The 20,381-nt window shown below is 54.6% G+C and carries 20 protein-coding genes; 3 read left to right on the forward strand and 17 right to left on the reverse strand.

Going from position 1 to position 20,381, the window contains the following annotated elements; all coding sequences use genetic code 11:
• Positions 1-114: 114 nt before the first annotated feature.
• Positions 115-4,002 carry a phosphoribosylformylglycinamidine synthase gene (gene purL, locus ACSZO4_RS07220; protein WP_437888205.1) on the reverse strand — a complete coding sequence of 1,296 codons (3,888 nt, stop codon included), beginning with the start codon at positions 4,000-4,002 and terminating at the stop codon, positions 115-117.
• Between the two features lie 256 nt (positions 4,003-4,258).
• On the opposite strand from purL, the gene mltF reads away from it, so the two are divergent.
• Positions 4,259-5,824 carry a membrane-bound lytic murein transglycosylase MltF gene (gene mltF / locus ACSZO4_RS07225; protein WP_437888206.1) on the forward strand — a complete coding sequence of 522 codons (1,566 nt, stop codon included), beginning with the start codon at positions 4,259-4,261 and terminating at the stop codon, positions 5,822-5,824.
• On the opposite strand, the gene tadA is transcribed toward mltF, so the two are convergent.
• Genes tadA through murQ form a run of 4 tightly spaced genes read right to left on the reverse strand, consistent with a single transcriptional unit; the run spans position 5,817 to position 9,290 of the window.
• On the reverse strand, positions 5,817-6,359 hold the full coding sequence (tadA, locus tag ACSZO4_RS07230) for a tRNA adenosine(34) deaminase TadA (RefSeq protein ID WP_437888207.1): 543 nt from the start codon (positions 6,357-6,359) through the stop codon (positions 5,817-5,819). The genes mltF and tadA overlap by 8 nt on opposite strands.
• Positions 6,360-6,382: 23 nt before the next feature.
• Entirely contained in the window at positions 6,383-7,018 is a 636-nt protein-coding gene (yfhb, locus tag ACSZO4_RS07235; RefSeq protein WP_437888208.1) for a phosphatidylglycerophosphatase C, read from the reverse strand.
• Positions 7,019-7,021: 3 nt separating this feature from the next.
• Positions 7,022-8,386: a PTS transporter subunit EIIC gene (locus tag ACSZO4_RS07240; protein WP_437888209.1), complete on the reverse strand. Its 1,365-nt coding sequence runs from the start codon at positions 8,384-8,386 to the stop codon at positions 7,022-7,024.
• A gap of 10 nt (positions 8,387-8,396) precedes the next feature.
• Positions 8,397-9,290, reverse strand: coding sequence for an N-acetylmuramic acid 6-phosphate etherase (gene murQ / locus ACSZO4_RS07245; protein WP_437888210.1), 894 nt, complete (start codon positions 9,288-9,290; stop codon positions 8,397-8,399).
• Positions 9,291-9,409: 119 nt separating this feature from the next.
• Here murQ and ACSZO4_RS07250 point away from each other — a divergent pair, with 119 nt between their 5' ends.
• On the forward strand, positions 9,410-10,258 hold the full coding sequence (locus ACSZO4_RS07250; RefSeq protein ID WP_437888211.1) for a MurR/RpiR family transcriptional regulator: 849 nt from the start codon (positions 9,410-9,412) through the stop codon (positions 10,256-10,258).
• A 58-nt stretch (positions 10,259-10,316) separates the two neighbouring features.
• Entirely contained in the window at positions 10,317-10,577 is a 261-nt protein-coding gene (locus tag ACSZO4_RS07255; protein ID WP_437888212.1) for a YfhL family 4Fe-4S dicluster ferredoxin, read from the forward strand.
• Here ACSZO4_RS07255 and acpS read toward each other — a convergent pair.
• The 12 genes from acpS to ACSZO4_RS07315 all read right to left on the reverse strand — a co-directional run bounded on the left by acpS (position 10,574) and on the right by ACSZO4_RS07315 (position 20,114).
• Positions 10,574-10,954: a holo-ACP synthase gene (acpS, locus tag ACSZO4_RS07260; protein WP_437888213.1), complete on the reverse strand. Its 381-nt coding sequence runs from the start codon at positions 10,952-10,954 to the stop codon at positions 10,574-10,576. The genes ACSZO4_RS07255 and acpS overlap by 4 nt on opposite strands.
• Positions 10,954-11,685, reverse strand: a complete 732-nt coding sequence (pdxJ, locus tag ACSZO4_RS07265; RefSeq protein ID WP_437888214.1) for a pyridoxine 5'-phosphate synthase — start codon at positions 11,683-11,685, stop codon at positions 10,954-10,956. Before pdxJ ends, acpS begins: the two co-directional genes overlap by 1 nt.
• Before the next feature lie 95 nt (positions 11,686-11,780).
• A complete protein-coding gene (recO, locus tag ACSZO4_RS07270) occupies positions 11,781-12,488 on the reverse strand; it encodes a DNA repair protein RecO (protein ID WP_437888246.1) in 708 nt (235 codons plus the stop codon).
• Positions 12,489-12,620: 132 nt separating this feature from the next.
• A complete protein-coding gene (era, locus tag ACSZO4_RS07275) occupies positions 12,621-13,529 on the reverse strand; it encodes a GTPase Era (protein WP_437888215.1) in 909 nt (302 codons plus the stop codon).
• Positions 13,526-14,206 carry a ribonuclease III gene (rnc, locus tag ACSZO4_RS07280; protein ID WP_437888216.1) on the reverse strand — a complete coding sequence of 227 codons (681 nt, stop codon included), beginning with the start codon at positions 14,204-14,206 and terminating at the stop codon, positions 13,526-13,528. Before rnc ends, era begins: the two co-directional genes overlap by 4 nt.
• Positions 14,207-14,420: 214 nt before the next feature.
• Positions 14,421-15,395, reverse strand: coding sequence for a signal peptidase I (lepB, locus tag ACSZO4_RS07285; RefSeq protein ID WP_437888217.1), 975 nt, complete (start codon positions 15,393-15,395; stop codon positions 14,421-14,423).
• A gap of 16 nt (positions 15,396-15,411) precedes the next feature.
• A complete protein-coding gene (lepA, locus tag ACSZO4_RS07290) occupies positions 15,412-17,211 on the reverse strand; it encodes a translation elongation factor 4 (RefSeq protein ID WP_437888218.1) in 1,800 nt (599 codons plus the stop codon).
• 160 nt (positions 17,212-17,371) lie between these two features.
• Positions 17,372-17,851: a SoxR-reducing system protein RseC gene (gene rseC / locus ACSZO4_RS07295; protein WP_437888219.1), complete on the reverse strand. Its 480-nt coding sequence runs from the start codon at positions 17,849-17,851 to the stop codon at positions 17,372-17,374.
• The gene (gene rseB, locus ACSZO4_RS07300; RefSeq protein ID WP_437888220.1) at positions 17,848-18,801 is read right to left on the reverse strand and encodes a sigma-E factor regulatory protein RseB; all 954 of its coding nucleotides are present in this window, start codon (positions 18,799-18,801) and stop codon (positions 17,848-17,850) included. The genes rseC and rseB overlap by 4 nt, the downstream gene beginning before the upstream one ends.
• Complete coding sequence (gene rseA / locus ACSZO4_RS07305; RefSeq protein ID WP_437888221.1) at positions 18,801-19,451, reverse strand: anti-sigma-E factor RseA; 651 nt, start codon at positions 19,449-19,451, stop codon at positions 18,801-18,803. Before rseA ends, rseB begins: the two co-directional genes overlap by 1 nt.
• 31 nt (positions 19,452-19,482) lie before the next feature.
• Entirely contained in the window at positions 19,483-20,058 is a 576-nt protein-coding gene (gene rpoE, locus ACSZO4_RS07310; protein ID WP_437888222.1) for an RNA polymerase sigma factor RpoE, read from the reverse strand.
• Positions 20,055-20,114: a hypothetical protein gene (locus tag ACSZO4_RS07315; protein ID WP_437434421.1), complete on the reverse strand. Its 60-nt coding sequence runs from the start codon at positions 20,112-20,114 to the stop codon at positions 20,055-20,057. Before ACSZO4_RS07315 ends, rpoE begins: the two co-directional genes overlap by 4 nt.
• Positions 20,115-20,381: the final 267 nt, after the last annotated feature.

Raw genomic sequence — 20,381 nt, forward strand, 5'->3', positions numbered from 1 at the left:
ACGGCTCCCTGTTGTGGAAGCCGTTATAGTGCCGCAGATTAAGGATCGGTCAACCGATCCTTAACTGATCGGCATTACTCCATCAGGAGAGCCTTTTAGCAGTGGCGATGATACTTAACCCAGTTGCTTACGCGCGTTGCGGAAGATACGCATCCACGGGCTGTCCTCGCCCCAGTTTTCCGGGTGCCAGGAGTTGCTCACGGTACGGAACACACGCTCCGGATGCGGCATCATCAGCGTTACGCGACCGCTTTCGCTGGTCACTGCGGTAATACCGTTTGGCGAGCCATTCGGGTTTGCCGGGTAGGTTTGCGTCACTTTGCCGAAGTTATCAACGAAACGCAGTGCCACCAGCCCTTTGCTTTCAAGCGCAGCCAGGTGGGCTGCATCACGTACTTCTACGCGACCTTCACCATGAGAAACGGCGATCGGCATCTGCGAACCGACCATTCCCTGCAGCAGCAATGACGGGCTTTGGGTGACTTCAACCAGGCTGAAACGTGCTTCGAAACGATCAGAGTGGTTACGCACAAAACGCGGCCACAATTCGCTGCCCGGCACCAGCTCACGCAGGTTAGACATCATCTGACAGCCGTTACACACGCCCAGCGCCAGCGTCTGCGGACGGTGGAAGAAGGTTTCGAATTCGTCACGCACACGGTTGTTGAAGAGAATAGACTTCGCCCAGCCTTCGCCTGCGCCCAGCACATCGCCGTAAGAGAAGCCACCGCAGGCCACCAGCGCCTGGAAGTCCTCCAGACCGGTACGGCCCGCCAGCAAATCGCTCATATGGACATCAATCGCATCGAAGCCCGCACGGTAAAACGCGGCCGCCATCTCCACGTGGGAGTTAACCCCTTGCTCACGCAGGACAGCCACTTTCGGACGAGCGCCGGTGGCAATATAAGGTGCGGCGATATCTTCGCTGATATCGAAGGAGAGCTTCACGTTGAGGCCCGGATCGGCATCATTGGCTTTGGCGTCGTGTTCCTGATCGGCACACTCCGGGTTATCACGCAGGCGCTGCATCTGCCAGGTGGTTTCGGCCCACCACATACGAAGCGTGGTGCGGCTTTCGCTGAACACCGTCTGACCTGCGGCTGCAACCACAAAGCGATCGCTGGCGGTCGCCTGACCAAGGTAGTGAACGCAATCCGCCAGACCGTTTGCCGCAAGCAGCGCTTCAACCGCGTCGCGATCTGCCGCACGCACCTGAATCACGCCGCCCAGCTCTTCATTGAACAGAGCCGCCAGATGGTCGCTGCCCAGGCTTGCGATATCGACGTTCACACCACAGTGACCGGCAAAGGCCATTTCTGCGAGGGTCACCAGCAGGCCACCGTCAGAGCGGTCATGCCAGGCCAGCAGTTTACGTTCTGCCACCAGCGCCTGCATGGCGTTCCAGAAGCCTTTTAACTGCGCAACATCACGGACATCGGCGGTTTTGTCGCCCAGCTGGCGATATACCTGCGCCAGCGCCGTTGCGCCCAGCGCATTGTGACCTTTACCCAGATCGATTAACAACAGGGCGTTGTCTTCGGTCGAGAGCTGCGGCGTTACGGTGCGACGGACATCTTCCACGCGGGCAAAAGCGGTGATAACCAGCGACAGCGGCGAGGTCATCTCGCGTTGCTCGCTACCTTCCTGCCAGCGGGTTTTCATCGACATGGAGTCTTTACCCACCGGAATGGTCAGGCCAAGCGCCGGGCAAAGCTCTTCACCTACCGCTTTCACGGCGGCATACAGGCCCGCATCTTCGCCCGGGTGACCGGCTGCGGCCATCCAGTTTGCAGAGAGCTTAATGCGACTAAGTTCGCCAATCTGCGTTGCCGCCATGTTGGTCAGGGATTCCCCTACCGCCAGGCGGGCGGAGGCGGCGAAGTCCAGCAGTGCGACAGGCGCACGTTCGCCGATGGACATCGCTTCACCGTAGTAGCTGTCCAGACTGGCGGTGGTCACCGCGCAGTTAGCAACCGGCACCTGCCACGGCCCCACCATCTGGTCGCGAGAGACCATACCGGTCACCGTGCGATCGCCGATGGTCACGAGGAAGGTTTTCTCGGCAACCGCAGGCAGATGCAGAACGCGGTTTACCGCGTCGGCAATGGAGATGTTACGTGAATCAATGGCGTCTCCGACGGCTTTGCGCGTCTGCACGTCACGGGTCATTTTCGGCGTTTTGCCAAGCAGCACATCCAGCGGCAAATCGATCGGCTGGTTGTCAAAGTGGCTGTCGTCCATGCTCAGATGCTGCTCAGCAATCGCTTCGCCGATCACCGCATAAGGCGCGCGTTCGCGACGGCACAGCTCGTCGAACAGCGGCAGCTGGTCGGCAGCCACAGACAGCACATAGCGTTCCTGGGATTCGTTACACCAGATCTCCAGCGGGCTCATTCCCGGCTCGTCGCTGAGGATGTCGCGCAGCTGGAATTTACCGCCGCGCCCGCCATCACTTACCAGCTCAGGCATCGCGTTGGACAAACCACCGGCGCCCACATCGTGGATAAACTGAATAGGGTTGGCATCGCCCAACTGCCAGCAGCGGTCGATCACTTCCTGGCAACGACGTTCCATTTCCGGGTTATCACGCTGAACGGAGGCAAAATCGAGATCCGCGTCAGACTGGCCGGAAGCCATTGACGAAGCCGCGCCGCCGCCAAGGCCGATGTTCATGGCCGGACCGCCCAGCACAATCAGCTTCGCGCCAACGGTGATTTCACCTTTCTGTACATGGTCGGCACGGATATTACCGATACCGCCTGCCAGCATGACGGGTTTGTGGTAGCCGCGCAGCTCTTCGCCGTTGTGGCTGTTCACTTTTTCTTCATAGGTACGGAAGTAACCGGTCAGAGCCGGACGACCAAACTCGTTGTTAAACGCCGCGCCGCCCAGCGGACCATCGGTCATGATATCCAGCGCGGTGACGATACGTTCCGGCTTACCGAAATCCTCTTCCCACGGCTGTTCAAAACCCGGAATACGCAGGTTAGACACGGAGAAGCCCACCAGACCGGCTTTCGGTTTTGCCCCACGGCCCGTTGCGCCTTCATCGCGGATTTCACCGCCGGAGCCTGTTGCCGCGCCCGGCCACGGAGAAATCGCCGTCGGGTGGTTATGGGTTTCGACCTTCATCAGGATATGCGCCGCTTCCTGGTGGAAGTCATAGCGACCGTTTTCGTGGTCAGCAAAGAAGCGCCCGACCTCGGAACCTTCCATTACCGCGGCGTTGTCTTTGTAGGCTGACAGCACATACTCCGGGTTTTTCTCGAAGGTATTTTTGATCATTTTGAACAGCGATTTAGGCTGCTGCTCACCGTCAATAATCCAGTCGGCGTTAAAAATTTTGTGGCGGCAATGTTCGGAGTTAGCCTGCGCGAACATGTACAGCTCGATATCGTTAGGGTTACGACCAAGACGGGTAAACGCATCCTGGAGGTAATCAATTTCGTCTTCCGCCAGCGCCAGCCCCAGACGCAGGTTAGCGTCGATCAACGCCTGACGACCTTCACCGAGCAGATCCACGCTCTGCACTGGCGCAGGCTGATGATGCTCAAACAGCTGCGCTGCATCGGCTTCTGCGCTAAAGACCGTCTCCATCATGCGGTCATGCAATTCGGCGGCGACGCTTGCCCACTGCTCATCGCTCAGGTTTGAGGCTTCAACGTAGTACGCCACGCCTCGCTCAAGGCGATTGATTTTGGTCAGTGAGCAGTTATGCGCGATATCCGTTGCTTTAGAAGACCAGGGAGAGATTGTGCCAGGGCGAGGTGTAACGAGGAGCAATTTACCGGACGGGGTGTGGCTGCTTAAGCTCGGCCCGTATTGCAGAAGTCGTTGCAGCCGGGTCAGTTCTTCGTCGTTCAACCGATCGTTTACATCGGCGAAATGGACATACTCAGCGTAAATGTTGCTCACCGGGAGCCGGGCTGCCTGAAAACTCGCCAGCAGTTTGTTAATACGAAATGCGGACAGTGCAGGCGAACCACGCAGAATTTCCATCATAAGTCTCTCGTCTTCGAAGCTTTAAGTGTGCATCAGGGGGAAAACGGGCGTCATTATAGTGAATACTGAGCAGCGACGAAACCGTTTGCGTGGAAATAAAATTATGCCTGTCATTTGGCATCGACAAATGGCCTTTTTGCTAATTAGTTGCCAACTGGCGTTTTGTTGCGCAGAATGCCGCTCAATCGTCGTTAAACATCCCTTTAGTTATGGCGGCTATTTTTTGAGGCATCCCGTGGTGCAGAGAATTAACTAATTGAAAAAATTTAAGATTAATTATCTGCTCATCGGCATTGTCACTCTGCTGCTGGCAGCAGCCTTATGGCCTTCTGTTCCCTGGTTCGGTAAAGCGGAGAACCGTATTGCCGCCATAAAGGCGCGCGGTGAGCTGCGCATCAGTACCATTGCCTCTCCAGTTACCTATGCAAACATAGACCAAAAATCCTATGGCCTGGACTATGAACTGGCCCAGCAGTTTGCCAGCTATCTCGGCGTGAAGTTGCAGGTGACCGTTCGGCAAAATATCAGCCAGCTGTTTGACGATCTGGACGATGGCAGAGCCGACATGCTGGCCGCCGGTCTGGTTTATAACAACGAAAGAATTCAGCATTATCAACCAGGCCCGGTGTACTACTGGGTATCTCAACAGCTGGTTTACCGGGTGGGCAGCTACCGTCCCCGCACGCTTGCCAGCGTGACTGACAGCCAGTTAACCATTGCCCCTGGTCATGTCGCCATCAATGATCTGCGCGAATTAAAAGAGAAAAAATTCCCGGACCTGAGCTGGAAAGTGGATGAGAAGATGGGCACCAGCGATCTGCTGGCCGAGGTGGTGAATGGCAAACTGAGTTATACAGTGGCGGACTCGGTGGCCATCAGCTTATTCCAGCGTGTCCACCCCGAACTCGCGGTGGCGCTCGACATTAGCGACGAACAGCCGGTGACCTGGTTCAGTGCCCGTGACAGCGACAATACGCTCTCTGCGGCCATGCTCGATTTTTACAACAACATTAATGAAGATGGCACCCTGGCGCGCCTGGAGGAGAAATACCTCGGACACGGCAATGATTTTGACTATGTCGATACCCGTTCGTTCCTGCGGGCCGTTGACAGCGTGCTGCCGGATCTACAACCGCTGTTCACTAAATATGCGCAGAATATCGACTGGCGTTTGCTGGCGGCGATTTCTTATCAGGAATCGCACTGGGATACCCAGGCCACATCGCCCACTGGCGTTCGTGGGTTGATGATGCTCACCAAAAATACCGCCCAGAGCCTGGGTCTGAGCGACAGAACCGATGCCGAACAGAGTATCAGCGGCGGTGCGCGCTACCTGCAGGATATGATGGTGAAAGTGCCGGAAACCGTCCCGCAGGAAGAGCGGGTCTGGTTTGCCCTCGCCGCTTACAATATGGGTTACGCTCATATGCTTGATGCCCGGGCTCTGACCAGTAAAACCAAAGGTAATCCCGACAGCTGGGCAGACGTGAAGCAGCGTCTGCCGCTATTGAGCCAGAAACCGTATTACAGCAAGCTCACCTACGGCTACGCCCGAGGTCATGAAGCCTATGCTTATGTGGAAAATATTCGTAAGTATGAAATAAGCCTGGTGGGTTATCTGCTGGAAAAAGAGAAAGAAGCAGCGAAGGCGTTGAAAATAGCTCAGAGTTACCCGGTGGTGGCTTCTGAAGAGTTTAACCGGACGCCTTACGGCGTGATGCCCTTCAGCGCCTTTAATCCGAGCCCCAGCGATGCTTTCCCACGTAATCCACTGATCGTGCCGGACAGGCTGACGATCGGGATACCGGCAAGCGTCAAATAAGAGACTCAGGCCCTTTTTTAAGGGCTTTTTTCTCCAGCCTGCGCTGACGAAAGAAGTCGCTCAGCATGGCGGCGCATTCATCCTGTAACACGCCCTCAATGATTTCTACCCGGTGATTCATACCCGGATGATGCAGGACGTCCATCAAAGAACCAGCGGCGCCGGTTTTTGCATCGCGCGCGCCGAAAACCAGTTGCCCAATGCGACCGTGCACCATCGCCCCTGCACACATCACACAGGGCTCGAGGGTCACATACAGCGTGGTATCAATAAGACGGTAGTTCTGCAGCACCATTCCGCCCTGACGCAGCGCCATGATTTCCGCATGGGCGGTAGGATCATGACGGCCAATCGGACGGTTCCAGCCCTCACCAATCACCTGATTATTGTGCACCAGCACGGCGCCCACGGGCACTTCACCTTCGTTCCACGCGCGCTTTGCCAGCGTCAGAGCGTGACGCATCCAGTAATCATGATTCAGTTCGGGGTTGGACAAGGGAAGCACTCCAGTTAACAAGCGGGGCGCATTATACACATCCGTTATCGGTTACACATCACTCATTCCAGTTGCTGGAGCTTACCCTGCGGCGTAACCCGCCAGCGATGCTGGCAAAAATAGAGCAACGGGTTGTCCTGCTTGCTGTCGCTGTAGCCGCTGTAGAGACGCAGCGGCGTGCCGATCTGCCGCTCAAGCTGCGCCACTTTTTCATGCCCCAGACAGCGCATTGTCAGCACCTGACCGCCATAACGACGTCCAGTCTGGCTGGCGATGATATTCACACGCGGCAGCCAGGGCGTATCACAATAGACCTGCTCCACCAGCGGCTGTGGAGAGCCGGTAATCAGCCAGATATCCGCATCTGAGGCCAGAAGGTAATTGGTGAGCCGCTCCTGAACCACCGGGAAAGCGGTGACCTTAGCCCGAAACCAGTGCGCAAACTTTTGCTCCAGCTGCTTCATATGCGCTTCGCTGTAGCCAAAGGTACAGGCCCATAGCAGCAAACTCATCGGCCAGCGCGCCGCGCGTCCTTTAACCAGAAGAGTAATACCGATGACCGGTAAAACAGGCAGTACCAGCAAGACGTTAAGCGGGTGATGACGCAGAACATAGCGCAGAAAAGTGCCGAACATGTCCTGCTGGTGCAAAGTGCCATCAAGATCGAAAAAAACAACGCGACGCTCGCTGGTAGTCAAATCTTACTCCTCGGGATCGTTAAAGCCTAAAAACCAGGTGAACAGGAACCCGGCAATAACCGCTATCAGATAGCCTAACAGATAGAACATCACTTTTCCGGTAACGATAGTTAATGCCATCGGCAGGCCGGAGATACCAAAAGTGATAACCGTTGCGACTTTGCAATAGCTGATAAACGCGCCGCCCACCGCACCACCTAAGCAGGCGCCAAGAAAAGGTTTGCCCAACGGCAATGTGACCCCGAAAATCAGCGGCTCGCCCACCCCCAACAGACCAACGGGAAGCGCGCCTTTAATCACTTTCCTGAGCCGGGTATTGCGGGTTTTCATGAGGACCGCAATAGCCGCCCCCACCTGCCCCACACCCGCCATAGCAAGTATTGGCAGTAGCGCGTTGTAACCGTGCGCCTGTACCAGCTCAACGTGAATAGGCACCAGCCCCTGATGCAGCCCCGTTAACACCAACGGCAGGAAGGTTCCGGCCAGCACCGCCCCCACCAGCACGCCGCCCCGGTCAATAGCCCAGGTGGCCCCATGGGCGATAGCTTCAGAAATAAAGCCCCCGACGGGTTGAAGAGCAACAATAGCGATCGTACCGGCAATCAATGTGGTCAGTAACGGATTGAGAATGAGTTCGACGGAGCCGGGCAATATGCGACGCAGACGCTTTTCAATCCAGCACATCAGCACCACCACCAACAGGACGGCAATAACCCCGCCACGCCCTGGCGAAAGCGCCTCGCCGAAGAGAGTTATCTGCGCCAACTGTGGGCTGGAGAGGATCCCGGCCATGACGCCCCCGAGCGCCTGCGAACCGCCAAACACTTTTGCGGTGTTCACCCCGACCAGGATGTTCATAATGGCAAACACAGCACTGCCGAAAATAGCCAGCAGTCCCAGCATGTTAGGGTATTGGGTGGCGAAATCACCGACAATATCCGGGCGTTTTAAGATGTTAATAATGCCGGTTATCAGGCCGGAAGCGATAAACGCCGGGATCAGGGGAATAAAGACGTTGGCTAACTGACGCAGCGCATCGCTCATCGGCGCTTTGTATCTGGCTTTGGCCTGCGCTTTGTTGCGTTCAGCATCGTCAAAAGGAGCAACCGCCGGCCCCTCAGCCATTTGCGCCTGCATGGCATCCACCACCTGCGCCGCTCTGCCCGGGCCGACAATAAACTGGTGCTGCTGACCCTGCTTCACGTAGCCGCTGATGCCAGGCAGTTGTTTCACGCCCGTCAGATCCAGCTTGTCTTCATCCTGTATCTCAATACGCACACGCGTCATACAGTTTTCGAGCCGCAGAATATTACTCTGTCCACCCACACCCGCAAGGATGCCGCTGGCAAGTGCCGCTGTCTTTTCCATCACCGCTCCTTTATTTTTCCAGTGCTGCGCGTAAAAAACCCTGGTGAAGATCAAGCCTGTTCCGCGCAGAGGCAGCGTCCAGACCGCTGAGCACCATCAGAATGGCCGGTTTGACCTCATAATCCGTCTGTTTAAGCACGGTTTCAGCCTGCTCACGCGCCACGCCGGTGGCTTCCATCAACATCCGGCAGGCCCTGTCCACCAGCTTCACGTTGGTCGCTTTCATGTCCACCATCAGGTTCTGATAAACCTTGCCGAATTTAACCATCGCCCCGGTGGAGATCATGTTCAGCACCAGTTTCTGCGCAGTACCGGATTTCAGGCGCGTTGAGCCGGTTAAGGCTTCCGGGCCCACCACCGGAGAGATGGCAATATCCGCTTCCCGCGCAATGGGGGAATCCGGATTACAGGAGACGGCAACCGTAGTACAGCCAAGACCAGCGGCATATTTCAGCCCACCGATGACATAAGGCGTGCGTCCGGACGCTGCCAGTCCAACCACCAGATCGTCGGCGGTAAGGGAGAGCGCCAGCAGGTCATCAGCACCAAGCTGCGCGTTGTCCTCCGCCCCTTCAACTGCTTTCAGCAACGCCCCTGGCCCCCCGGCTATCAGACCCACCACCAGACCGTGGGGGACGCCAAAAGTCGGCGGACATTCAGAAGCATCCAGCACGCCAAGCCGCCCGCTGGTTCCGGCACCCATATAGATAATGCGCCCACCCGCCTGCAATGCCGTTGCGGCGGCATCGACGGCTCTGGCGACCTCCGGCAATGTCGCTTTGACAGCTTCGGCGACCAGCGTATCCTGTTGGTTAAAACGGTTAACTAACTCTATGGTCGTCAATGCATCTAAATCCATGGTTTGTGGATTGCGGGTCTCTGATACCAGTGCGCCAAGATTCATTTTTGCTCCTTAAGAATTTTTAATTCATAATAACCGTAATAAAATGGAATATAAAATTCATTAGCCTGCGTAAAATGCGTTTTTTGCAATCGCCGTCACATTTTGCCTCAGGAGACGATATGAGTTGTTTGATACAGATCCGCCAGCGCTATGCCGGGTTTGCCCAGAGTGACCGGAAACTGGCGGATTTTTTGCTGGCGAATCCTGACCAGGCCCGCCATTTAAGCTCGCAACAGCTGGCGGCTGATGCAGGCGTGAGTCAGTCAAGCGTGGTGAAATTTGCCCAGAAACTGGGCTTCAAAGGCTTTCCGGCATTGAAACTGGCCCTGAGTGAAGCCCTTGCCAGCGCGCCTGAACCCTGGTCAGTGACCGTACATAACCATATTCTCGGCGACGATCCCCTGCGCGTGGTCGGCGAGAAGCTGATCAATGAAAACCTGAGCGCCATGCGCGCCACTCTCGACGTCAACAACGAGCAGAAGCTGCGGGAAAGCGTGGAGATGCTGCGCAGCGCCCGGCGGATCATCATCACCGGTATTGGCGCCTCAGGGCTGGTGGCCCGCAATTTTGGCTGGAAGCTGATGAAAATCGGCCTGAATGCCGCGGTGGAGCAGGATATGCACGCCCTGCTGGCGACGGTACAGGCAATGTCGGCGCAGGATCTGTTGCTGCCCATTTCCTACTCCGGCGAGCGTCGTGAGATCAATATGGCGGCGGATGAAACCCTGCGAGTTGGCGGCAGGATCCTGGCGATCACCGGCTTTACGCCCAATGCGTTACAGCAGCGGGCGACACGCTGCCTGTATACCATTGCCGAAGAGCAGGCCACACGCAGCGCGGCCATTTCCTCCACCAGCGCGCAGATGATGCTGGTGGATGTGCTCTTTATGGCTCTGGTTCAGCAGGATTTGGACCATGCCCCGGATCGTATTCGCCATAGTGAGGAATTGGTGAAAAAACTGGTCTGAGCAGGGAATGCACGTATAATGCTCGCCCTGCTCGTGTGAGGTTTCTGAGATTTTCCTGATGGCGCTGTTAATCACAAAAAAATGTATCAATTGCGATATGTGCGAACCCGAATGTCCGAATGAGGCCATTACGATGGGCGACAGTATCTATGAGATTAACAGCGATCGCTGTACGGAGTGCGTCGGCCACTACGAAACACCAACCTGCCAGAAAGTGTGCCCGATCCCCAATACCATTTTGCAGGATCCGGCACACCCGGAAAGCGAAGAGCAGCTGTGGGACAAGTTTGTCCAGATGCACCACGCCGATAAGATTTAACTTTCGATAATCACCGTCGCGCAGGCATAACGACGTTCATCGGCCAGGGAAACGTGCATATGCGCGACACCCAGTTTCTCCGCCAGTATTAACGCCTCGCCCCATAAGCGCAAACAGGGCTTGCCCAGCGCGTCGTTATAAACTTCAAACTGATTAAACGCCAGACCGTTGCGGATACCGGTACCAAAAGCTTTAGCGGCGGCCTCTTTGACCGCAAAGCGCTTCGCCAGAAAACGCACCGGTTGCTGATGCGTTTCCCAGATAACCCATTCGTTGTCGCTGAGCACGCGTTTCGCCAGGCGATCGCCGCTTCTGGCAATCACCGCTTCGATACGGGCAATTTCAACGATGTCAGTACCCAGGCCCAGAATTGCCATTACTTACGCGCTTCCACCATCAGACGTTTCATCTCTGCGACCGCCTCTTTGAGGCCACTCATCACCGCACGGCCAATAATGGCATGACCGATATTCAGTTCATGCATTTCCGGCAAACGGGCAATCGCCTGCACATTATGATAAGTCAAACCGTGCCCGGCGTTGACCTTCAGCCCCAGGCTTGCCGCATAGGTTGCGGCTTTGGCAATGCGATCCAGCTCTTTGGCCTGCTCAACTTCATTTTTCGCTTCGGCGTAGCAGCCGGTATGGATCTCGATGTAAGGCGCGCCCACATCGGCTGCGGCTTTGATTTGCTCAGCATCGGCATCAATAAACAGGGAAACCAGGATCCCGGCATCTGCCAGACGTTTGCAGGCATCACGCATTTTGTCGAGCTGACCGGCAACATCCAGCCCGCCTTCGGTGGTGACTTCCTGACGTTTTTCCGGCACCAGGCAGCAGAAATGCGGCTGAGTCTCAACGGCAATCGCCAGCATCTCTTCCGTTACCGCCATCTCGAGGTTCATGCGGGTATCCAGCGTCTGTCGCAGCACGCGGACATCCCGGTCGGTGATATGGCGACGATCTTCACGCAGGTGTACCGTGATGCCATCAGCACCCGCCTGCTCGGCAATAAATGCCGCCTGTACCGGATCCGGATACGCCGTGCCACGCGCGTTACGCAGGGTAGCAATGTGATCAATATTGACGCCTAACAGTAATTCAGACATGCCAGTCCTCTATTTCTTTGCCGTTCGGATTTATGTTTCCCTCACTGCGACACTCTCCTCAAAGAGGCGAGTACGAGTCGGGTAATCGGTTATTATTAACGCTTCGGGAAAAATTGTCGGAACAACTCCCGGCTCTTGAGCGGTTTGCCCCCAAGATACGGCTTTAGCGCTATCCGGGTAAAGCGTTTCGCCGCTCTGAGCGTATCCATATCAGGAAATTCACGTTCCGCCAGCGCACGCAGATGCCGTCCGGTAAAGGTGGTGTTATCAATCACTACGCTTGCGATAAATCCTTTCTCTTCCCGGTAACGATAGGTCATGGTGTCATCTACCGCTTCGCCACTCCCCGCGCAGTGCAGAAAATCGACGCCGTATCCCAGATGCCCAAGCAGTGCCAGTTCAAAACGGCGCAGGGCTGGTTCCGGCGAACCCGTCGCACCCGCCAGGGCCTGGATACAGTGCAGGTAATCAAAGAACAGCTCAGAAAAGCGGGTCTCATGCTCCAGGACGCGCGCAATCAGCTCATTGACGTACAGACCGCTGTAGAGGGTGATGCCGCTGAGAGGAAGGGCCAGAGAAACGGCTTCAGCGCTGCGCAGCGTTTTGACGTCGCCACGGCCACCGAAACGGACCAGCAAGGGAGTAAAGGGTTGTAACGCACCTTTGAGGTTAGAACGTTTGGAACGTGCGCCTTTGGCAACAAGACGCACGCGGCCCGACTCTTCCGTGAAGACGTCCAGCATCAGGCTGGTTTCGCTCCAGGGGCGACTATGCAGGACGAAAGCGCGCTGCCAGCCTTCCATCAGGACTGATACTCTATGGCTTTCGAGTTGCAGGAAGACGGCAAGCTTGCGAGTCCCCAGGAGCATAGAAAGCTATGTGACTGGGGCGAACAAGCGTAGCCAACGCACCTGCGGCTTGAAAGACGACGAGTATTAGAGATCGTCGACGTAACCGAGACTACGCAGTGCACGTTCATCATCGGCCCAACCGGATTTCACTTTCACCCACAGTTCAAGATGCACCGACGCTTCGAACATCTCCTGCATATCTTTACGGGCTTCAATACCGATGGTTTTGATTTTGGCCCCTTTGTTGCCAATCACCATCTTTTTCTGCCCTTCGCGCTCAACCAGAATCAGGCCGTTAATGTCATAACCGCCACGTTCATTGGAGACAAAGCGCTCGATTTCAACCGTCACTGAATAAGGCAGCTCAGCACCGAGGAAACGCATCAGTTTCTCACGAATGATCTCCGATGCCATAAAGCGCTGGGACCTGTCGGTGATGTAATCTTCCGGGAAGTGATGGGTGGCTTCCGGCAGATGTTTACGCACGATACCCGCCATGGTGTCGACGTTAAAGCCCGTCTCAGCAGAGATAGGGACGATATCGAGAAAGTTCATCTGGCTGCCGAGGAATTGCAGATGAGGTAACAGGTCCGCTTTTTCCTGAACGTTATCAACTTTGTTGACAGCCAGAATCACCGGAGCCTTACCGTCACGCAGTTTGTTCAGCACCATTTCGTCGTCCGGCGTCCAGCGCGTCCCTTCCACCACAAAAATCACCAGCTCGACGTCGCCGATAGAGCTGCTTGCCGCCTTGTTCATCAGACGGTTAATGGCGCGCTTTTCTTCCATATGCAGACCTGGGGTGTCTACATAAATCGCCTGATAAGCCCCTTCCGTGTGGATACCCACAATGCGGTGACGCGTGGTCTGCGCTTTACGCGAGGTGATCGACACTTTCTGCCCAAGCAGATTGTTCAGTAACGTGGATTTACCTACGTTAGGGCGACCGACGATGGCGATAAAGCCACAGTAACTTTTTTCTTCAGTGCTCATTCCAGCTCCAGATTTTTCAGTGCCTGTTCGGCGGCAGCCTGCTCAGCCTTGCGGCGGCTCGACCCTGTGCCAACCACCGGCTCTTTCAGGCCACTGACCTGGCAGTGGATAGTAAATTCCTGATCGTGCGCTTCGCCACGTACCTGTACCACCAGATAAGATGGCAGCGGTAAATGACGACCTTGCAGAAACTCCTGCAAACGCGTTTTGGGATCTTTTTGTTTATCGCCCGGACTGATTTCGTCCAGACGCGTCTGGTACCAGCTCAGGATCAGTCGTTCGACGGTCTGGATGTCGCTGTCCAGAAAAACACCACCGATTAGAGCTTCAACCGTATCGGCCAGAATGGATTCGCGGCGGAAACCGCCACTCTTCAGTTCGCCCGGCCCTAAACGCAGACATTCGCCCAGCTCGAACTCGCGGGCAATTTCCGCCAGCGTGTTGCCACGTACCAGTGTGGCACGCATGCGGCTCATATCACCTTCATCCACACGCGGGAAACGGTGATAAAGCGCGTTAGCAATGACAAAACTTAAAATAGAGTCGCCTAAAAACTCCAGGCGCTCATTATGTTTGCTGCTGGCGCTGCGGTGGGTTAATGCCTGCTGCAACAGCTCCTGATGTAGAAAAGTGTAGCCCAGCTTCTTCTGAAGCCGATTTATTACGATGGGGTTCATGCGATACCAATAAATGAATGCGTCAACAATGCAGCACACGAAACCGACCTGGAAGAAAAAACCAACGCGGTTTCGTGTGCTGTGGCACCCAGGGGAGCCAGCCTTAAACTTCGGGGGAATATTCTATACGTAACGACAAGGTATGTCGTTAGTCTGAGCTGATTTATAGCGGAAATAATTTGGGGTACAGATATTATTCCGCACCCCAATAAATTTAATGAATACCACCGATACGGCTTAAGCGCACACCTGTTGGCCATTCACCTTCTTGTTTCTCGAAACTCATCCAGATAGCCGTTGCGCGCCCCACCAGATTGGCTTCAGGGACAAAGCCCCAATAACGGCTGTCAGCGCTGTTATCGCGGTTGTCACCCATCATAAAATAATGGCCCGGCGGGACAATCCAGGTCGCCAGTTGCTGGCCCTGCTGCTTGTAATAAATACCGAGCTGATCCTGCGCAATAGGGACGGTCAGAATGCGATGGGTCACATCGCCCAGGGTCTCTTTACGCTCAGTCAGACGAACGCCGTCTTCACGGGTTTCGCTTTTTGGCAACTGGAAGAAACCGCTGCTGGCTTCTCCGCCTTCACGGCGACCGAAAGTCTGCACAAAATCACTTGGCTCAACGTTGCTGTAGGTAATCGGCAACGCGTTGGCGCAAGCCTGACCAGAGCTGCAGTTTGGCTGTACGGTGACCTGTTTGGAAACCGGATCGTAACTGACTTTATCGCCCGGAACGCCAACAACGCGTTTGATGTAATCCAGGCGCGGATCGTCAGGATACTTGAATACTGCAATATCGCCGCGTTTCGGATGGCCCGTCTCGATCAACGTCTTCTGGTAAATCGGATCTTTGATGCCGTAGGCAAATTTTTCCACCAGAATAAAATCACCGATAAGCAGCGTCGGCATCATTGAACCAGAGGGGATCTGGAAAGGCTCGTAAATAAAAGAGCGCACAACCAGCACAATGGCCAGCACCGGAAAGACCGATGCCCCGGTTTCCAGCCAGCCCGGTTTCGGGCCGACTTTCTTCAGCGTTTTTTTATCAAGCGCGTCGTTAGTAGCCAGCTGCGCGGCAGCCTGCTGTTCACGGCGCTTCGGCGCAAAAATAAACTTATCCAGGCACCATAATAACCCCGTCACCAGGGTCGCAATCACCAGGATCAGGGCAAACGTGTTCGCCATGCCAACTCCTTAAAGGTTATTTGCCGTCTTTCCCGACGTGCAGAATGGCAAGGAACGCTTCCTGCGGCAGCTCAACGTTACCGACCTGCTTCATACGTTTCTTACCGTCTTTCTGTTTCTGCAGCAGTTTTTTCTTACGACTGACATCACCACCATAGCATTTTGCCAGTACGTTTTTACGTAACTGTTTAACCGTAGAGCGGGCAATAATATGGTTGCCAATAGCCGCCTGAATCGCGATATCAAACTGCTGACGCGGGATCAGTTCTTTCATCTTCTCAACCAGTTCACGACCACGGTATGGCGCATTGTCGTTGTGGGTGATCAGCGCCAGCGCATCAACACGCTCACCGTTGATCATGACATCGACACGCACCATGTTGGAAGCCTGGAAACGTTTGAAGTTGTAATCCAGCGACGCATAGCCGCGAGAGGTTGACTTCAGACGGTCGAAGAAGTCGAGAACCACTTCCGCCATTGGGATTTCATAGGTCAGGGCAACTTGTTTACCGTGGTAAACCATGTTGGTCTGCACACCACGTTTTTCAATACAGAGCGTAATGACGTTACCCAGAAACTCCTGCGGCAACAGCATATGACACTCAGCGATTGGTTCACGCAGTTCATAGATATTGTTCAACGGCGGCAGCTTGGACGGGCTGTCGACGTAAATGACCTCTTTCGCCGTGGTTTCAACTTCGTACACTACCGTCGGCGCCGTGGTAATCAGGTCGAGATCGTATTCACGCTCCAGACGCTCCTGGATGATTTCCATGTGCAGCAGGCCGAGGAAGCCGCAGCGGAAACCAAAGCCCAGAGCCGTCGAGCTTTCCGGTTCGTAGAACAGGGAAGCATCGTTGAGGCTCAGCTTGCCGAGCGCATCACGGAAGTTTTCGTAGTCGTCAGAGCTGACCGGGAACAGACCCGCATAAACCTGCGGTTTCACCTTTTTAAAGCCAGGAAGCGCTTTGTCCGCAGCGTTACGCGACAACGTCAGGGTATCGCCAACCGGCGCGCCCAGAATGTCTTTAATGGCGCAAACCAGCCAGCCCACTTCGCCGCAATTCAGTTGCGTACGATCAACCTGCTTCGGTGTGAAGATTCCCAGGCGGTCGGCGTTATAAACCTGACCGGTGCTCATCACTTTAACTTTGTCACCTTTACGCAAGGTACCGTTTTTCACACGGATCAACGAGACAACGCCCAGGTAATTATCGAACCAGGAGTCAATGATCAGTGCCTGCAATGGAGCATCCGGATCGCCTTCCGGCGCAGGGATTTCACGCACCAGACGTTCGAGGACATCAACCACGCCGACGCCGGTTTTCGCCGAGCAACGCACGGCATCGGTAGCATCAATACCGACGATATCTTCAATCTCTTCGGCAACACGTTCCGGATCGGCAGCAGGTAGATCGATTTTGTTCAGGACCGGTACCACTTCGAGGTCCATTTCCATCGCCGTATAGCAGTTTGCCAGCGTCTGAGCTTCGACACCCTGCCCTGCATCCACTACCAGCAACGCCCCTTCACAGGCTGCCAGCGAACGGGATACTTCGTAGGAGAAGTCAACGTGACCGGGAGTATCGATAAAGTTCAGTTGATAGGTTTCGCCATCGGATGCCTTGAAATCCAGCGTAACGCTTTGCGCTTTGATGGTAATACCGCGTTCACGTTCCAGATCCATGGAATCCAGAACCTGAGCTTCCATTTCGCGATCGGACAAGCCGCCGCAGATCTGGATAATACGGTCAGACAGCGTCGACTTACCGTGGTCGATGTGAGCAATGATCGAAAAGTTACGTATATTCTTCATATAGGGAGATTTTTTGCCTTACGAATTACTAAGAGGCCGCTGTTCTGAGCCTGACGTCATATGTCTGAAACGCCGCATTCTACACTACAACGACAATGCGGGGAAATGCTCAAACGGTTAACAAATTCGCCTGTACATTTCCCCGATTAAGACGGGAAATTTACTGACCGTTCTCGACGGAAGGATCCTCGATACGCACCATATTCGGTGGCAGACCGACGCTGATAATCACCGGTTGCCAGTCATTACGCATGGCCAGTTTTGACGAAACATGACGTGCCAGCAAGAAACCACCGACGCCGCCGAGAACAGCGCCGCACAGGGTTGCCAGATCCCGCCCAAACAAGCTCTGAAAGAGTGCCGCCATCAGGAACAACCCCACCAGCGGAGACATATAAACCAGCAGTGCCGACCCCAGCAGGCTGCCTTCGCCGATACCCAGTTCAACTTTCTGCCCCTTGACCAACGGCTGCTCACTGGGTACGGCAATGGTATGAGTGAGCTGTGGCCCCAGTTTATTCAACACCCGGGTGCCGCAACCAGAACGGGAAGCACAGCTGCTACAGGATGCTTTAACATCACACTCTACCAAGGCTTCGCCCTTATTCCAGGAGACGACGGTTGCCCATTCTTTGATCATTGTGTCGCCTTGTACTTAATACTGTCGGCAATACGCTTCGCCGTTTGCGGAGGCAGCTCACCGACTATGGTGATTTCATTACTGTCACGTACGGTGGTACTGAGAGTACGTCTGCCGGTGCGTAGCATTTGATCGCTGCTGTTCTGATTTGCGCGGTTAACGTTGACGGAGAAGCTAAAAAGACCGTCAGAGTAGAGACGCGACTCTACTGGCACGTCAACGGTCGGCAACTTGCGGCGGCTGCTGGAGATTTCAACAAACCCTTGCGGCAGCCAGGATGGCGTCCAGTTAAAGGTGACTTTATCTCCTGTGGGCACCGACAGCAGAGGCGGTAAACTCGCCTTTGCCAGCGTCTGCATATTGCTGGCCACCTGCGCATTGACGCTATAGTTAATCACGCGGAACTGTTCCAGCGTCTCGCCATCACGATCGAGGAGATCAACCCGCATCGGTAACCGGGTTTCCGCATCCATCCAGACGATATAGCTGTATCGCGTGCCATCTCTCGCCACGACCCGGATCACTTCGCACAGACGATCCGCAATACGGGTGCGTCCGACAGAAATAAAATCGTAGTACGAGGAAAGACGTTTGAAATCGGTATAAACCAGCGAAGGTAGAGAGTCGACGATGTAGTCGCCATTCAGGGTAAAGGGCTCAAGACCAGGCTCAAAATAGCTGATCTCACTGCCCCGCTGCACCACTTCCCGACGTGGGCCATCCATCTGCAAAAGCTGCGCAAGCAGCTGATTGTTAATCCGCGCATGACGGTAGCGTAACGACTCTACCCCTTGCTTGCTGATGCTGATAAAGGACAGTTCATAATTGAGTGACTGGCTCGCCACGTTCATTTGCTGCAACAACGCCCCGGACGAGGTATCTGCCGAGGCGTTGCTGGAGAAGAACAGGCCTGCTGCCACAAAGGACATGGCACACCAAAGTTGCTTCATTACTGCGATTGAGTTCCTAACGTTTGATTGCCTGGCACCTGCACAGCGGCTTGCTGCGTTTGTGCCTGCTCAAACTTAAGCTGTTCGGAATGCAGGCGACGCTGTAGTTCATAGTCCTGTAACATCGCGTTGATACGACGACGCTGTTCCTGCACTTGCTGTTGCTGACCGACATCTGCCGTCGCATCAGCCGGAACTCCCAGGCTCACCGGACTGGCTTTACCCATCATCGGCATCGTGTTAAACACCGGCGCCTCGGGTTGCTGGGAAGATTCTGACTGCCCATTATAGTGCTGGACGCCCACGATTACTGCAAGCGATACACATGCTGCCACGCCCATCTGGGTAAGCTGTGCCGCCCAGGGACGAACTTTTGACCAGAACGGCATCTTCTGCCATTCCTGCGGCGCAGGCTGCGCTTCCGGAATTAGCGGTGTTGCCTGATGAACAGGTTCATTTTCAATCGCGGCCATTACCCGGGCTGAGATATCGAAGTGGAGAACATCAGCCGTATCACCACGCAGGGTGTCACGGATAAGATGGTAATTCTCCCAGGTTTTCTGCATTTCAGGAGAGCGAGACAGCTCAACGAGCAACTCACTATCCAGCGTTTCACCATCCATTAAAGCGGAAAGTTGTTCTTTCTGCATGCCTAATACCTTTTCCAGTATCCCGCTATCGTCAACGCCTGATAAGCGGTTGAACTTTATTATCAATAGCTTCCCGCGCACGGAAGATACGTGAACGTACCGTACCCACCGGACAATCCATAATGACCGCTATCTCTTCATAGCTCAGGCCATCAAGCTCCCGCAAGGTAATTGCCATGCGTAAATCTTCCGGGAGCGACTCAATGGTACGGAAAACTATTTGTCTCAGTTCCTCTGACAACATTAAGTTCTCAGGGTTCGAAATTTCTTTCAACGCACCGCCACTTTCGAAGTTTTCTGCTTCAATCGCATCAACATCACTTGATGGCGGCCTGCGTCCCTGGGCAACCAGATAATTTTTTGCTGTATTCACTGCAATACGGTACAGCCAGGTATAAAAAGCGCTATCCCCCCGGAAAGAATCCAGCGCGCGATAGGCTTTAATAAATGACTCCTGTACGACATCAGGCACGTCACCTGAGGGTACATAACGGGAAACCAGACTCGCCACCTTATGCTGGTAGCGAACCACCAGTAAGTTAAACGCTTTCTGCTCTCCCTTCTGGACCCGTTCGACAAGGACCTGATCCGTTAACTGCTCGCTCATCCGAGGTAAAGTCTCCCCAAAACCAATTTCCACGCGTAAAAGAAACGCCACTCCAATACTGCAAAATGAGCAAGCAGCCATTTAGAGGGTAGGATTGCAAAAAAGTTCCGTTACGCCTTTGTTTTTGTATCGTTCAGCAGACTTTTCATTATGACTCATTATAAGTCTGGAAACACCGAACTCTGTATTTTTACTCATGAAAAAGCCTAAGACCGCCAGAGAGTAACGCAATAGCGCCTTTTTTTCATCACCTAATCAGTTTCACTTAACGCCTGCGTATTTGCGCTTATGTCCAGCATGCTGACAACAGGCAACTGACGTCT

Source organism: Phytobacter sp. V91 (assembly GCF_965644225.1).
Classification (GTDB): Bacteria; Pseudomonadota; Gammaproteobacteria; order Enterobacterales; family Enterobacteriaceae; genus CBFFRJ01.

What these genes read in the sequence shown, in the direction of transcription:
- murQ (WP_437888210.1), bottom strand. Translation starts at nt 9,290, where the DNA reads ATGAATCTTGGCGCACTGGTATCAGAGACCCGCAATCCACAAACCATG.
- recO (WP_437888246.1), bottom strand. Translation starts at nt 12,488, where the DNA reads ATGGAAGGCTGGCAGCGCGCTTTCGTCCTGCATAGTCGCCCCTGGAGC.
- rseC (WP_437888219.1), bottom strand. Translation starts at nt 17,851, where the DNA reads ATGATCAAAGAATGGGCAACCGTCGTCTCCTGGAATAAGGGCGAAGCC.
- rseA (WP_437888221.1), bottom strand. Translation starts at nt 19,451, where the DNA reads ATGCAGAAAGAACAACTTTCCGCTTTAATGGATGGTGAAACGCTGGAT.
- rseB (WP_437888220.1), bottom strand. Translation starts at nt 18,801, where the DNA reads ATGAAGCAACTTTGGTGTGCCATGTCCTTTGTGGCAGCAGGCCTGTTC.
- rnc (WP_437888216.1), bottom strand. Translation starts at nt 14,206, where the DNA reads ATGAACCCCATCGTAATAAATCGGCTTCAGAAGAAGCTGGGCTACACT.
- rpoE (WP_437888222.1), bottom strand. Translation starts at nt 20,058, where the DNA reads ATGAGCGAGCAGTTAACGGATCAGGTCCTTGTCGAACGGGTCCAGAAG.
- ACSZO4_RS07250 (WP_437888211.1), top strand. Translation starts at nt 9,410, where the DNA reads ATGAGTTGTTTGATACAGATCCGCCAGCGCTATGCCGGGTTTGCCCAG.
- ACSZO4_RS07255 (WP_437888212.1), top strand. Translation starts at nt 10,317, where the DNA reads ATGGCGCTGTTAATCACAAAAAAATGTATCAATTGCGATATGTGCGAA.
- pdxJ (WP_437888214.1), bottom strand. Translation starts at nt 11,685, where the DNA reads ATGTCTGAATTACTGTTAGGCGTCAATATTGATCACATTGCTACCCTG.
- era (WP_437888215.1), bottom strand. Translation starts at nt 13,529, where the DNA reads ATGAGCACTGAAGAAAAAAGTTACTGTGGCTTTATCGCCATCGTCGGT.
- purL (WP_437888205.1), bottom strand. Translation starts at nt 4,002, where the DNA reads ATGATGGAAATTCTGCGTGGTTCGCCTGCACTGTCCGCATTTCGTATT.
- ACSZO4_RS07240 (WP_437888209.1), bottom strand. Translation starts at nt 8,386, where the DNA reads ATGGAAAAGACAGCGGCACTTGCCAGCGGCATCCTTGCGGGTGTGGGT.
- acpS (WP_437888213.1), bottom strand. Translation starts at nt 10,954, where the DNA reads ATGGCAATTCTGGGCCTGGGTACTGACATCGTTGAAATTGCCCGTATC.
- lepB (WP_437888217.1), bottom strand. Translation starts at nt 15,395, where the DNA reads ATGGCGAACACGTTTGCCCTGATCCTGGTGATTGCGACCCTGGTGACG.
- lepA (WP_437888218.1), bottom strand. Translation starts at nt 17,211, where the DNA reads ATGAAGAATATACGTAACTTTTCGATCATTGCTCACATCGACCACGGT.